General features: G+C 51.2%; 18 protein-coding genes. All 18 read right to left on the reverse strand.

Annotation, left to right across the window (positions count from 1 at the left end; translation table 11 throughout):
- Positions 1-36: 36 nt before the first annotated feature.
- Positions 37-324 (reverse strand): hypothetical protein, encoded by a 288-nt coding sequence (locus QMD53_03260; GenBank protein ID MDI6799674.1) that lies wholly within the window; start codon positions 322-324, stop codon positions 37-39.
- Between the two features lie 701 nt (positions 325-1,025).
- Positions 1,026-2,216 (reverse strand): aminotransferase class I/II-fold pyridoxal phosphate-dependent enzyme, encoded by a 1,191-nt coding sequence (locus tag QMD53_03265; GenBank protein ID MDI6799675.1) that lies wholly within the window; start codon positions 2,214-2,216, stop codon positions 1,026-1,028.
- Positions 2,217-2,306: 90 nt separating this feature from the next.
- Positions 2,307-2,564: a carbon storage regulator CsrA gene (csrA, locus tag QMD53_03270; protein ID MDI6799676.1), complete on the reverse strand. Its 258-nt coding sequence runs from the start codon at positions 2,562-2,564 to the stop codon at positions 2,307-2,309.
- A 36-nt stretch (positions 2,565-2,600) separates the two neighbouring features.
- Positions 2,601-3,041, reverse strand: a complete 441-nt coding sequence (locus QMD53_03275) for a flagellar assembly protein FliW (protein ID MDI6799677.1) — start codon at positions 3,039-3,041, stop codon at positions 2,601-2,603.
- Between the two features lie 54 nt (positions 3,042-3,095).
- Positions 3,096-3,410 carry a DUF6470 family protein gene (locus QMD53_03280; protein ID MDI6799678.1) on the reverse strand — a complete coding sequence of 105 codons (315 nt, stop codon included), beginning with the start codon at positions 3,408-3,410 and terminating at the stop codon, positions 3,096-3,098.
- A 15-nt stretch (positions 3,411-3,425) separates the two neighbouring features.
- A complete protein-coding gene (gene flgL, locus QMD53_03285) occupies positions 3,426-4,319 on the reverse strand; it encodes a flagellar hook-associated protein FlgL (GenBank protein ID MDI6799679.1) in 894 nt (297 codons plus the stop codon).
- A 25-nt stretch (positions 4,320-4,344) separates the two neighbouring features.
- The gene (gene flgK / locus QMD53_03290; protein MDI6799680.1) at positions 4,345-5,751 is read right to left on the reverse strand and encodes a flagellar hook-associated protein FlgK; all 1,407 of its coding nucleotides are present in this window, start codon (positions 5,749-5,751) and stop codon (positions 4,345-4,347) included.
- 21 nt (positions 5,752-5,772) lie between these two features.
- Positions 5,773-6,255 (reverse strand): flagellar protein FlgN, encoded by a 483-nt coding sequence (locus tag QMD53_03295; protein ID MDI6799681.1) that lies wholly within the window; start codon positions 6,253-6,255, stop codon positions 5,773-5,775.
- 48 nt (positions 6,256-6,303) lie between these two features.
- A complete protein-coding gene (gene flgM, locus QMD53_03300) occupies positions 6,304-6,627 on the reverse strand; it encodes a flagellar biosynthesis anti-sigma factor FlgM (GenBank protein ID MDI6799682.1) in 324 nt (107 codons plus the stop codon).
- A 78-nt stretch (positions 6,628-6,705) separates the two neighbouring features.
- Entirely contained in the window at positions 6,706-7,107 is a 402-nt protein-coding gene (locus tag QMD53_03305; protein ID MDI6799683.1) for a MerR family transcriptional regulator, read from the reverse strand.
- Positions 7,108-7,133: 26 nt separating this feature from the next.
- On the reverse strand, positions 7,134-7,952 hold the full coding sequence (gene flgG, locus QMD53_03310) for a flagellar basal-body rod protein FlgG (protein MDI6799684.1): 819 nt from the start codon (positions 7,950-7,952) through the stop codon (positions 7,134-7,136).
- 126 nt (positions 7,953-8,078) lie between these two features.
- Positions 8,079-8,867, reverse strand: a complete 789-nt coding sequence (locus QMD53_03315; GenBank protein MDI6799685.1) for a flagellar hook-basal body protein — start codon at positions 8,865-8,867, stop codon at positions 8,079-8,081.
- Between the two features lie 59 nt (positions 8,868-8,926).
- On the reverse strand, positions 8,927-9,229 hold the full coding sequence (locus QMD53_03320) for an EscU/YscU/HrcU family type III secretion system export apparatus switch protein (protein ID MDI6799686.1): 303 nt from the start codon (positions 9,227-9,229) through the stop codon (positions 8,927-8,929).
- A gap of 23 nt (positions 9,230-9,252) precedes the next feature.
- Entirely contained in the window at positions 9,253-9,873 is a 621-nt protein-coding gene (locus QMD53_03325; protein MDI6799687.1) for a hypothetical protein, read from the reverse strand.
- Between the two features lie 35 nt (positions 9,874-9,908).
- Entirely contained in the window at positions 9,909-10,385 is a 477-nt protein-coding gene (locus tag QMD53_03330) for a chemotaxis protein CheX (GenBank protein MDI6799688.1), read from the reverse strand.
- A 3-nt stretch (positions 10,386-10,388) separates the two neighbouring features.
- Positions 10,389-11,384, reverse strand: coding sequence for an HDOD domain-containing protein (locus QMD53_03335; GenBank protein ID MDI6799689.1), 996 nt, complete (start codon positions 11,382-11,384; stop codon positions 10,389-10,391).
- 6 nt (positions 11,385-11,390) lie between these two features.
- On the reverse strand, positions 11,391-12,191 hold the full coding sequence (locus tag QMD53_03340; protein ID MDI6799690.1) for a protein-glutamate O-methyltransferase CheR: 801 nt from the start codon (positions 12,189-12,191) through the stop codon (positions 11,391-11,393).
- 24 nt (positions 12,192-12,215) lie between these two features.
- Positions 12,216-13,256, reverse strand: coding sequence for a chemotaxis response regulator protein-glutamate methylesterase (locus tag QMD53_03345; protein MDI6799691.1), 1,041 nt, complete (start codon positions 13,254-13,256; stop codon positions 12,216-12,218).
- Positions 13,257-13,268: the final 12 nt, after the last annotated feature.

Below are 13,268 nucleotides of genomic sequence, written 5' to 3' on the forward strand. Positions count from 1 at the left end.
AGAACCAATCTATTCTGTATCAACTTAGGGTGTCAACTAAAGCGGGTCAACTCCAAACAGTCTCAACGTCAATCCGTGTGCCACTGAGTTTCGAATACTCATATAGAAATTATCGTAATCGCTCTTTTCGTCAGACGTAAGAACATCGGCTTCTGCTAGTTTTTTCGTTATTTCTTTAAAAGAAAGCTTTTCAGTCTCTACAACCTCTATTTCCCGATTTAACAGGTTTTCGAGTTGTTCTTGGATATTGTCCTTCGAGACAACAAAGCCATCAGGTTTTGCCGTTTCTCTTACAAGCTTCGTGGTAAAAATCTTTTCATACAACATCGCACATAGACTAGCTGACGTTAATTATCGCTTCTCGAAGTATGCTCTAAGGGCATCTTCGAAAAGCTCTGATTCTTCTCGTTTGTGGAATTTGAGATTTCCTTTAGAAAATTCGTCCGCGATATCACGAATTGCGACCACAGCCAGCTCCTAAGCAACATAATTTAAATATTCAGTCTGTATAAATCGGCAAAGATAGCTAGCTCCTTTCGCATAAGGCCAACTTGCCTATCTGTCCATGTCCTTTCCCTAAGTGCTTGATTTTCATATTATCTCTTCTTAGCTATTATACATGTCTTAAACTGCCATATCATTTTTAGGCTTCAGATAGGGGGCTTGAGGAAATACGCCGAAGCTGTTTGAGGCCATTTTTTGGCCGAGTTCTGCAGGCGCCTTAAGCACCCGTAATTTTGGAGCCGTCAAGAAAATGATCGGCCGTCCTTCTTTTCCTACTTTTCTTGGGACTTACCAAGAAAAGTAGGAACGATAAAGATTTTTAGGTCTAAGATGCTTGGCTGCTACTTTGCAAATCAGGCCGTCCTTCCGGCCATAGGCCAACTTTCTAAGTAGAGGTAAAGTTTTGTGATGCCGCGTTCCACAAATACCGGGTGCTCAGGTGCTTTGCCCGGCGCAGTTTGAAAGCCTAGCTCTCTAAAGAATTCGGCCGAGGTGTTTCGCGCGATGGTGTAAAATCTCCTCTAGCCAAGCCCTTCTTTAACCCTTTCCGGCTCGCTCAAAGCCAGGCGGATTATCTCGCAGACCTTCTTTATATCATCAGCGCTTACGGCTGAGCCGGTAGGCAGACAGATCACCATATTTGAAGCCAGCTCGGTCTCGGGCAGATTCTTTCCGGCCTCTGGGCAAAGCGTGCGATAGGGCTCCATGTTGTGGCAGCTCGGATAGAAATAGCGGCGGGCGATGATGTTTTCGCCGTGAAGGACTTTGAGGAGCTGGTCGCGGGAGAGTCCGGCCTCCTCTTCATCGACCATGACCACCACGTACTGGTAATTGTTATTATTATTCTCCTCGTAAGGGCGGACGATAAGACCGCCAACTCCATCGAGCTCGCTTAGGTAGAGGTGGTAATGGCTCCGGTTTATCTCGATCAGCCTCTCCATTTCGGCGAGCATACAAAGGCCCATGGCGGCCGAGATCTCGTTCATTTTGCCGTTTGTGCCAAGATAGATCACATTATCCATGCCGGAAAAGCCGAAGTTCTTTATCAGGCGAATCCTTTTGGCCAGCTCATCATCGTTGGTGGTGATCGCCCCGCCCTCCAAAGTGTTGATGAACTTGGTAGCGTGAAAACTTAAGACCTCGGCGGCCCCAAAGGAGCCGACCATCTTGGCCCCGTGACTGCAGGCAAAGGAGTGAGCGGCATCGAAGAGCAGCTTTAAGCCGCGCTCTTTGGCGATCACCTCAAGGGCCTCTGCGTCGCAGGCCCGCCCCCAGAGGTGAACGCCGACGATTCCCGTCGTTCTTTCGGTGATGAGCTCTTCGATTTTTGCTGGATCGATGGTGAAATCATCGGATTTGATGTCGCAAAAGACCGGCTCAATCCCCTGCCATTTTAGGGAGTGGGCGATCGCCACGAAGGTGAAGGAAGGCACGATCACCTCGCCCTCCATCTTTAGAGCGCGGATCGCGATCTCTAGGGCGACCGTGCCATTGCAGATGGGAATGGCGTGCTTTACGCCAAGGAAGCGGGCTATCTCCTCTTCGAATTGGTTCACCAAGGGTCCGTTATTGGTGAGCCATCTTCTTTCAGGGACCCCTTTGACCATCTCCAAAAACGCCGTTTCATCAGGGATATTGGGCCGACCGACGTGGAGTTTTTCATCAAAGGCTGGCTTCTTGGAGAATATGGCAAGATCAGAAACGGATTTCAAATGGACTCCTTAAAAAATTGGCGACCATCCTTTTGATCCTTTCAAGGAGGCCGCCGTGTTTAATATCCGATCAAATGAGCTTAAGGCCGTTCACTTGCTTTTTTTGGCCCTATCGTTCATCTTGGCCAGAGTCGCCGAACTGACATTGTCGAGCGCTCCGAGCGACGTCTTTAAGGCTTCCTTGTTGGCCGCCTCGATCTGATCATATATCTCTCTTCGATATACCGAGACGTCCTTTGGTGCGTTTATGCCGATCTTGACGGTCTCTCCCTCGACGGCAACGATTACGATCTCCACGTCACTGCCGATTACTATGCTCTCATCTTTTTTGCGCGACAAGATCAGCATATCTTCTCCAGGTCTATATCATTAACCCCCAAAATCTTAAGGGAGTATCTTTTGCCTTATCGAATATTTGCAGTCATCCAGGATGACCTGTTTCGCTAACTTGGTCTTGAGGTTGATGAGGATGGGAGCGACCAGGTTTACGGTCATCTCGCTGACGTCCTGAGGGATGGAGACCATCCCGAGCATCAGGGCATCCTCGTCGGGATAGCCGCCGAGTGATAGGGATTTCAGATCTTCCGCTTCGATGCTGGGGTTATACTCACCGACGCAGACGTAGGGATCGATCACGATGAAGGCGAGATTGGAAAGCTCGGTCGATTGAAACCACATGAACGGACTATCCTCCTTGTGGGGTATCAGCACGAAACTTAAGCTCTCGGGAAGACCGGGCAGGCTCTCTAAGAACCTGATAATCTTACCGGCATCTATCTCGATCTCTCCAAAACGATCCGTCTTTATCTTTATAATGGAAGCCAATTCTTTTACCCGTTTCATAATATTAGTCTAGATGAGCCCTTTAGGCAACTATATCTATGACCACCCTTCCTTCCATTCTATGGCCGGCCAGCTCTTTGGAGTTTGGCCCATGTTGAATTTCTTCTTCTGATCGCTACTGCCCTTTACCATATCGGCCACTCTAACTTCGGTAAATTTGGCCAAGATATCTCCCTTGACTGCCCTGTTAGACGCGCCCGCCTTGGCGGCCGCTACGCCCTCATCTGCCCCTTTCTTGCCAAGCTGAAGCGGGGTTGGAAGACCCATCTCGGCCCTGGGCTTGGATGAGTCGATCCTAACTATCGGGTACTCACTGCTTATCCTTATGGCATCCATTTCGGCTGCCTCCAACTAAAAAACCCTTCTTTACTTAAGATAATCGAGAAGGGACATCTGCATAACTCTCGAGCCGGCCGCCAGGGCGGCTTGGTAGACGTTCTCCTCCATCTTGAGGTTCATGATGACCTCGGCCATATCTATGTCTTCCGTCTTGGCCAGGAGCTTCTTTAGATTTATCATCCGGTCGGTCAATCTATTGTCGGCCGCTTCCAAGCGGTTGGCCCTGGCCCCAAAGATGGACCTCTTATCCTGAACCTGCTCGAGAGCCTGATCGATCAGACCGATGTCGGCTGTAAGGGCCGCCGTATTGCCGGCCAGGAGGTGATCTCTCAGATCGATCAGGGCATTGAACGAATTGTTTGGACCGCCGAAGATCTCCGAGCCGGGGATATTTACCGCAACCTTTATGCCGCTCTCGGTCTCATAGAGAATCTCTCCACCGTCTCCGTTGTAGGCGACCGAGGTGATGGGATCGCCCACCTTGGCAAAGGGCTCTGCCGTGGTGCGAAAACCGGCGAAGATATACTTGCCCCCGTATGAGGTATTGGCCACGGTTACAAGGCCCTCCAAGAGTTGATCAACCTCTTTGGCCAGGGCCTCGCGATCATCGGCCGAAGCCGTGCCGCTCGCACCGGCCACTGCGATCTCTCTGCTCTTTTGGACGGTCGAGACGACATCGCTCATCGAAGTTTCGGCGATATCGATCCAGGCCGTAGCCGAGTTGATATTCTTCTGATACTGCTCGATATCTTTGATGATGCTCTTTATTGATAGAGATTGAGCGGCTGCGATGGGGTCTTCGGAAGGGCTAGAGAAGAGCTTGCCCGTCGAGAGCTGGTTCTGAAGCATGTTCAGCCGCCCCATGCTGCTGTTAAGGTTGGTAAGTATTCTCGCCTGAACCATCTTGTTGGTGACTCTCATCTTAAATCATCCCCTTAAAATTGGGCTATCTGCCGACCGAGCCGGTGCCGTTTATCAGTTTATCGAGCATTTCGTCCATTACGGTGATCAACCTGGAGGCCGCCTCATAGGCCCGCTGATACTTGAGCAGGTTTACCACCTCTTCGTCGAGCGAGACGCCCGAGACCGACTCTTTGCGGTTGTTCAATTGTTCTATCAAAAGCCTTTCGTTTACGACCAGACGGTTCGCCTCCTGGATATCGACGCCAAGCGATGAGATGGTCGATTTGTAGAAATCGTCGAAGGTGGCCGTGGCTCCGTTCATGGTAAGCGTCCTCTTGAGTCCGGCGATAGCTAGAGCGTTCAAGCCATCTCCAGCTTCGCCGCTCATCGAGGCCGCTATCAGGGAGAGATCGCTAAAGATCGAGTTGACCGCAATGTCGGCCGCCCCGGTCCCCGTGAAGAAGTCGAGCCCAGTCGTTACGCCATCAAGGGCAAAACCGTCCTCGTGAATGTCGTTAACCTGGGCGATTATCCCGGCTGTGAGCTGATCCAGCTCATCCATATAGAAATTTATGTAATCGTCCCTGGCCTCGATGAGACCGTTTAAGCTGCCGTTTGTGATGCTGACATCGGAGAGATCGTCAGCCCAGATGACCTTCAAGAAACTGTCGTTCAAGGGACCTGGGGTGGTTGTCAGCTCCAGCATCTCGACGTCGCTGACCAGGGTCTTATTCTTGATATATATGAGGACCCCGCCGTTATCCGACTCAGTGACCGAGAAATTTATGACTTTGGAGAGCTCGTCCAAGAGGAGGTCGCGCTTGTCGCGAAGGTCGTTTGCGCTGTCGCCGGTCGATTCGAACTTGATTATCGACTCGTTGAGATCCCTGATCTGGCGGGCGATAGTGTTTATCTGATCCACCTTGATCTCGATGTCGCCGTCTAAGTTGTTCTTCAGCTCTTCCAGTTGAGCGTAGGCATGGTTGATGGCACCGGTTAAGGTGGTGCTCTGCTCCCTAAGGCTCACCCTGGCCACTTGACTGGAGGGATCTTTGGCCAGTTCCTGCCAGGCATTCCAGAAGTCGCTCATGACCTTGGAAAGGCCCGACTCACTCGGCTCATTGAAGATCACTTCTACCTGCTCTAAAGCCGTCTCGATCGACTGCCAACTGCCCAAAGAGAGAGATTCCTTGCGGATCTGGGTATCCAGGAAGGCATCCCTCACCCGCTGGATCGCCTCTATCTTGACACCCGTCCCGATCTGGCCGCCAACTAAGGGCCGGTTGAAAGCCGGAACGGGATACGGATCGGTCGTCGCCAGAACCGCCCTCTGCCGGCTGAAACCTGGCGTATTTGCGTTTGCGATGTTGTGGCCGGTAACTTCCATGCCCCTCTGTTGAGCCCTAAGGGACCTGGTAGCAATCTCTAAACCAAAAAAAGCGGATCCCATAATCGGTATCCTCCTTATATGCTAAGCTCTGGCATTGAATATTTTTGGACCTGACGAATTCCTTTTGGAGGCATCCAACTGGTAGGTCTGATCGCCCGACAGGTTCTTTAAGAGGAATTCCACGTATCCCAAGTTCTTCTTGAGCAGCTCGGCGTTGGTCTTGCTCGCCTCGCTAAGTCTCTTTACCACCTTGCTCATCTCATCCTGGATCAACCTTATCTCTCTTGCCGCATCCCCTTCTATGTGGGCGGCAAGATCGCTAAGTGTTTTAGCTTCGCTAAGACCCCTCTTCTCTTTGAAGGTTTCGAAGGAGACGAGGCGATCCTTTTCGAGTCGGCTGGAGACGGCTAAAAGCTTTTCGATATCCTTGGTCACTGCCTCGATTTCGGCGGCCTTGCCCGAGACGATGATATCCCTTTCTCTCTCGGTGAGATCAAGAAGATCTTTATAAACCCTGCTCTCTTCTTTGAGGATTTCTATGAGTTCAGAGATTTTTCCAGCCAAAACTACTCCAGTCTATGCCTAAGTCCAAAAAACCTGTGGTGGCCAAGCTTAAACAAGCTTGTCTATGATGCTCCTATAGATCATCTTTTCGGCGATTTCGCTGCTCGAGACGTCATAGTTACCACTATCGATGAGGTCCTTGACCTCTTTTACCTTCTCTTCACGAACATTGGGCAACTTCTTGTAGGCATCCATGGCCTTGGCAAGCTCGCGGCTCTTTTCGGCGATGGTCACGGTATCGGCTGGCTCATTCTTTTTGCCCTCTGCCTCTTTTGGGCTGGCCTGAGACGAGGCCGCCTCCTTCTGGGCCTCTGCAAGCTGCTTGACGTAGCTCTGAAGAACCTTCTCGATCTGATTGTCTGAAATTTTCATCCTTCACCTCTGATGGGTTTTTGGATACACCGATATATATTATCGACATTTTCGGGCCGTTTCTCCACCTAAACCCGATTACTTACCCTGCCTGTTGATCAGATCGCGGCTTAACATCCCTTGACCGCTCGGCCTCTCATCTTCAAACTTAGCATCCTTAAAGGTGCTCTTCAAGCTATTTGCGCAGACGCTACAGAAGCGGCCACCCAGGATCGGTTTGCCGCAGCGCTCGCATTCCAGTTCGACGCCGGGTATCGGGCTTGTGACTACCAGTCGGTTATCCTTGACGAACTTGACGATCTTGGATTCATCCACCCCGGTTGCCTCGCTCACCTCGGCTATTCCGGCCAGACGATTATCCCTTAAGAAGGCCTTGACCCTATCGAGATCCTCGCCCTCCAAAACGACACAATCGGGACAGATATCGTCGCCGTTTGATTTAAAAATCTTGCCGCATTCACTGCAATTTGCCAGCTTCAAATCGACCCGCCTCCTTTAAAAAGTCCTTATTTCGGTATCTGATTTGCGATCGAGAGCATATTGTCCGAATTCATGATTGCCTTGGAGTTTACCTGGTAAGCTTTAAGAGCAAGCATCATGTTAACCATCTCATCTGTCAAATTGACATTGGATCCCTCTAAGAACCCTTGCTTGGCTAATCCAAAACCAGCAGCCCCTGGTGCCCCAGTGGTAACCGCCCCCGAGACCTCCGTGGCAGCATATAGATTATTACCCAGCCTCAACAAGCCCTCGGGGTTGGGAAACTTGAATAGGTTTATCTGACCGACCTCCTCTTCGGTTGCACCCATAGGCTCTCCAGAACCCTCGGCCGTTTTGACCACGGTTGCGGTGACTTTGCCATCCTCGGATACCTTGAACGAAACGGTCCCCTGAGGTAAGATTATGGCTGGATCTAACATGTTGCCGCCGGGGGTTATGAGGTTACCGCTTGCCCCATCAATACTGAAAGTACCATCTCTTGTGTGTGCAAAGGTACCATCGGCCAGCTTAACCTGAAAGAAACCATCCCCATCGATGGCCAGATCCAACTCCTGACCGGTTTCAGCCAAAGGCCCTTGGTCGAAGATCTGCCGTATTTGAGAGATAGCTACCCCTTTACCAATTTGAGATTGACTGGTCACGGCCGCTCCTGGCAGTAGTGGGGTGCCAAAGAGATCTGTTTTGGTATATAAGAGGTCTTTGAAGCCTACCGCTTGCCTTTTGTAGGCCGTAGTATTTATGTTGGCCAGATTGTTGGCTATCGCATCCATGTTGAACTGCTGAACCTGAAGACCCATAGTAGAAATATTGAGCGATCTTATCATTTGTTTCTCCTTTCAGATTTAAACTCCTGAGCAGAGAGCGGGATGGTTGGATAACACATCCCGTTTGAGCCACCTCTATCGGTCGGCGGCTCAGAAGGCCTCTTTCCGTCACAAAAGTCCGGCCCATTATCTCAATCTGCCCACTTCATTTACCGCTTTACCCAGCGTCTCATTGTGGCTCGATATAGCCTGCTGATTAGCCTCATAAGCTCGGAAGGTCGCTATCATTTCGGTCATCTCTCTGGCCAGATCGACATTGGAAGTTTCCACCGTACCTTGGACGACCTGGAAGCCCGTTGCGGCTGCTGGTTCGCTTGCCGCGCTGAAAAGCCCGTTCCCTTCCTTTTTGAAGACATCCTGCGTTTTTAGCGCCTTGGCCTGGCCCTCGCCTTCTGCTTTTTCTACCGCAACTATCTTGAAGGTATCTTTCTTGACCCCATCCACATAGATGTTGCCCAATAAATCGGCGACCACCTCACTCCCCTCTATTTTGATCGGTCCGTCTTGCCCTAAAACCAGGTAGCCATTACCGTCAACGAGCTGCCCAGTGCTATCCAGACTAAACGAACCGTTTCTGGTATACATATTGCCGCTAGGCGTCTGAACGGTGAAGAAGGCTTCGCCCGAGATGGCAAAATCGAGTTCACCACCAGTCTGCCGTAGGGCCCCTTGGGTTGGGTCAAAAACCGTCTTGCCCAGTCCAACGCCCATGCCAAGATAGCCAACAGAAGGTGTTTGCGCAGAAGGAGCGCTACCTTCTACCGATTTGATCGGGGCAAGTGAAAAGGATACGACCGAAGCGGCATCTCTCTTGTAACCATTTGTATTTACGTTGGCCAAGTTGTTGGCGATGACATCATTCTTATTCATCTGGGCGAGCATTCCAAGAGCCGAAGCATATAGACCCCGTATCATGTTAACACCTCCCTTCGGCCCCTCTGGGTCAATCTATTCCAAGTTGAGAGGGGTTTTTATCAGCCCTTTGGACGGGCTCTTCCCTCATATGATTTATCGGCCTGATAGACGAAAACTAAAATCTCGGCTATCGCCTTGTAGAGGAGGGCCGGTATCTCCTGATTCACTTCGAGCTTGGCCAGGACCTCGACTAAAGAGGGGTCGCTGTATATTGGGATGGCAAATTCCTCTGCGATCTCCTTTATCCTCTTTGCCAAATCCCCGGCTCCCTTGGCCATCACGACCGGAGCCCGGTCGATTTCTGGATTATAGGCGAGGGCTATGGCCCGCTCCCGCTTTGAGCCCCGCTTCTCATCCTTCATCGCTCAGACCTCGATATCCACGGTCATCCTCGCTCTCTCTTTTTGCCTAAAGAGAGAGCGAGGATGACCTCTCTGCTCAGTATCCTGGCAAGAGACTCTTTTAGTCGGCTTAAAAGAGGGAAGAGGTAATCTTTGGCCCCCTTGGCATCGACCTCGATGACGCAGGTGGTGGCGGCTTTTGACGATTCGAAGAAGATCTTAACCGACCCCAGGTTTTCCATATCCAGCGCGATGACTAGGCCGAAGGCGGCCTCTTCATCATCGCCCTCTTTGCCCTTGGCTTCCACCTTCTCTATCTCGACCCCAAAGCTCTGCCCCTCGCCCTTGGGAAGTGATAGGATGCTCTCCACCTTAAAGAGCTCTTTGCCCTTTAAGGAATCGCCCCTTTCGGCCTCCCCCTTCTCGACGAGCTTCAAGAGAACCTTATCCTTTTTGACCTCATCGACCCTTAGTTTTATGAACTGACCGGGCGTAAGCGAAAGCCCGGTCTCGGCCATGATGTTCTCTCCGGCCAGCCTGATTACAACGCTTTGGCCGAAGGTAGCCATCACCCTGGCCAGAACGATCTCGCCCAGCCTAAGCTGACCGCTTGAGGAGACGGAAGAGATGTGACCGATGAGTGGCAGTGAAGTGACGGGCTGCAACCAAAAGCCCCCTTGACCAGGCCGATATGGTCCTGTTAATTGCTCTTACTGCTCTCACGAAGGGCGATGCTGATTTCGATGTCGCCCAAATGAGACTTTACCACAAGGTAGATTCGCTGAGCATCCAGGGTGGAGATGATGACGTTCTTACCCTGGATGATCGTCGGCGGGGTTAAGGCCGACGGATAACCGGTCGCTTCCAGCTTGGTGCTGGCAAGACCGGTTATCATGTTGCCAAGCTCGCCGATGGCGCTCTGGGCGAGCTCATCGAAGAGGGGCACCGGCTGACCTATCATCTCGCCGGCGATCTTTTTGGCCGTCTTCTCCTCCATGCCGTAGATGATCTGGCCACGGATGGAGCCCGTCACCCCGACCATGACATTGATATCTTGCGATGTTTGTGATGTGGTATGAACCGATAGATTGCCCTTCTCGATGGCCATGCCTACCTCGCTCTCGAATATCTCGAAAGCGGCCTCGATGAAAGGATTTATAAATTCAACTTTGAGCATCCCCTATTCCTCCTGTCCTTCACCGGGCATCGTGTTCGACCCCAGGATCGTATTTATCTCCGAAGCCGCTTCCATACTTTCGGAGACCAGGCTGTCTATCATGGAGTCACTTATGCCAAGCGTCTTTAACGCGCCCGATTCCAGGCTATAGAGCATACCCGAAACCCCTATACCTATGCCTAGAGTCAAGCAGATAAAGTCGGCCAGGTGGACTATGGATGTCAGCGTCGGCTCCACTTTGGCCTCATGGGGACGATGATGGAAGCCGATCGCCTCGCCGATCTTGTCGGGCAGATTCCATTTTTCGGCAACCATTTTGCCGATTTGCTGGTGATTGAAACCGAGGACCGACTCCTCGGCCTCAATGAATGTGACGTCGCTTGTGGCCAGGATGTTGAGTATCAGGTCATAGTCCTCTTTGACGTATTCGCTAAGGATCAGTTTGCCCACATCGTGCAGGAGTCCGGCCACGAAGGCCTCTTCGGGATCGATATAGCGGACCTTGCCGGCCACCACCCTTGATGCCAAGGCGCAGGCGACCGAGTGCCTCCAGATTCCATCCTTATCCAGGCCGTAGCCCTCGACCGGCTGATTGAAGAACTTCTTCATGGCCAGAGCGAAGACGACGCTCTTTAGGGTGTTGTAGCCTAAGATGACGATGGCCTCGCCAATCGTTGTGACCTTGCGGGCGAACCCATAATAGGAGGAATTGGCCATCTTGAGTATCTTGGCCGCCAAGGCCTGATCCAAGATGATGACGCGGCCGATATCCGCCGCCGACGAGGTTGGATCGTTGATCATGTTGAGAGCCCTGGAAGCTATCTGGTTGAAGGGGGGCAATTCCTCGACATCGGCCAGGATTCTCTTCACGGCCTCGTCCTTGTCGCCCTTTTTGTGGGCAGCCTTGGAGGATTCCTCCTTGGCCGATCCCTTGGCCTCCTTGGCGAGCTTCTTCTCTCTTAACTTTTCGAATAATTCCTTGTTTTTATCGGTTGCCATTTAAGCTTACCCTTCTTGCTCCGGTCTCATATAGAAGAACGGCATAAATGATTTGAAACCCAAACTGCTTGCGTTCATGATGCTTTCGGAGACACCAGAAAAAAGTATCCCCCCAGGCTTCAGTGACTCTAAGAACTGTCTATATATCTTATCTTTCGCTACGTCATTGAAGTAAATGACCACATTTCTGCAGAGTATGAGGTCGAAGTCCTTATCAAAGGGGTCCTTCAAGAGATCGTGTTTCTTGAAGGTGACTTTGGCCTTTATCTCACCCTTTACCCTAAAAGAGTCATCGTCTTCATCGAAGTATTTCTTTAGGATATCTACAGGAGTCGACTGGACCTGTTTGGCCGAGTAGAAGCCATCTCTTGCGCTCTTTAATATGCGCTCGTCCAAGTCGGTCGCGATAATCTCGTGCTTGAGTCTTTGGTCGATCTCGCTCAAGATTATGGCGACCGTATAGGCCTCGGCTCCGATGGAACAACCGGCGCTCCAGATCTTTAAGGTTCGGCTCCTCTTCAAGAGGTGGGGCAGGACCTTCTCTTTAAGTTCATCAAATTTACGGATATCCCGATAGAATTCGGAGACGTTTATGGTTAGCCAATTTACGAACTTATTCAGTTTAGCTTCATCGGAGGCGAGTATCTTTATATACTGGTAGTAGTCCTTGGCCCCGGTCGGATCCATGATGAAGGGGAGCCTCCTTCTAATCTGATGCTCCTTATAAGCATTGAGATCTATGTTGGTCAGACTCAAGACGTGTTTCTTGAAATATTCGTATTCGGTATCTTTATTCAATACCTGCATGTAAAACCCCACCCATCTCTTAATCTATTCTTTAAGCATGTTGATTATTTCGCTCGCCACATCATTCAAGGGAACCACCTTGTCGGCATTGCCCATCTCCACCACCGATTTGGGCATGCCGTAGACAACGCAGCTAGCTTCGTCCTGAGCGACCGTTCGGCCGCCTTTGGCTTTTATCTGGGCCATGCCTTGAGCCCCGTCGCTGCCCATGCCGGTCAAGATGACCCCGATGATGTTCTTTCCATAAACGGCGGCGGCCGAATTCATCATCACGTCGACGGCCGGCCTGACCCCGTTGACCAAGGGGCTCTTGTTCATCTTGACCTGGCCGCCCTTTTCAATCAGCATATGATAGCCGCCGGGAGCTACCAGGACCTGTCCGGCCCTCAAGAAATCGCTCCTCTCCGCCTCTTTGACCTTTATGGCCGAAATCATGTCAATCCGTTCGGCAAAGGACTTAGTGAAGGGTCCGTCCGGCATATGCTGGACCACCACCACCGGAGCCGGCAGATCGGCCGGCAGATCGGAGATGACACGGGAGAGGGCGTTCGGCCCACCGGTCGAGGCCCCGATCAAGACGACCTTGTTCTTCTTTAAAGCCTTGGTATCTATTCCTTTGAGCTTATCGCTCTTTATGCCAATCCGCTTATCCAGCTTATCCACTTTGGAGCCGGCTGCAGTCTTAATCTTCTCCATCAAATCATTCTTGATAACGCTCATATTCAGGTGCGGCATGTTGGTCGGTTTGGCCACAAAATCGAGGGCTCCGAGCAGCAGAGCCTTGGCCGTGGCATCCGAGCCTTCCTGGGTCAAGGTGCTGACCATAATGACTGGGATGGGATTCTCCTTCATCAAAATCTCCAGAGCCGTCAGACCATCCATCTTGGGCATCTCGATATCCAAGGTGACGACATCGGGCTTGAGCTCTTTCACCTTGTCGATGGCTTCGAGACCATTTGAAGCCACTCCGATCACCTCGATATCGGGGTCGGATTCTATCATATCGGTTAGCACTTTTCTCATGAACGTCGAGTCATCGACGATCAGAGTCTTTATCTTGGACAAATCTACTGTCTC

It is taken from the genome of Actinomycetota bacterium, assembly GCA_030017835.1.
In the GTDB taxonomy this organism is placed as follows: domain Bacteria; phylum Actinomycetota; class Aquicultoria; order UBA3085; family Oleimmundimicrobiaceae; genus Yes70-04.

Coding starts and splice junctions, on each gene's coding strand:
- flgG (MDI6799684.1), bottom strand. CDS start 7,952: ATGATAAGATCGCTCAATATTTCTACTATGGGTCTTCAGGTTCAGCAG.
- QMD53_03340 (MDI6799690.1), bottom strand. CDS start 12,191: ATGCAGGTATTGAATAAAGATACCGAATACGAATATTTCAAGAAACAC.
- QMD53_03335 (MDI6799689.1), bottom strand. CDS start 11,384: ATGGCAACCGATAAAAACAAGGAATTATTCGAAAAGTTAAGAGAGAAG.
- QMD53_03330 (MDI6799688.1), bottom strand. CDS start 10,385: ATGCTCAAAGTTGAATTTATAAATCCTTTCATCGAGGCCGCTTTCGAG.
- csrA (MDI6799676.1), bottom strand. CDS start 2,564: ATGCTGATCTTGTCGCGCAAAAAAGATGAGAGCATAGTAATCGGCAGT.
- flgL (MDI6799679.1), bottom strand. CDS start 4,319: ATGAGAGTCACCAACAAGATGGTTCAGGCGAGAATACTTACCAACCTT.
- QMD53_03315 (MDI6799685.1), bottom strand. CDS start 8,867: ATGATACGGGGTCTATATGCTTCGGCTCTTGGAATGCTCGCCCAGATG.
- flgK (MDI6799680.1), bottom strand. CDS start 5,751: ATGGGATCCGCTTTTTTTGGTTTAGAGATTGCTACCAGGTCCCTTAGG.
- flgM (MDI6799682.1), bottom strand. CDS start 6,627: ATGAAAATTTCAGACAATCAGATCGAGAAGGTTCTTCAGAGCTACGTC.
- QMD53_03320 (MDI6799686.1), bottom strand. CDS start 9,229: ATGAAGGATGAGAAGCGGGGCTCAAAGCGGGAGCGGGCCATAGCCCTC.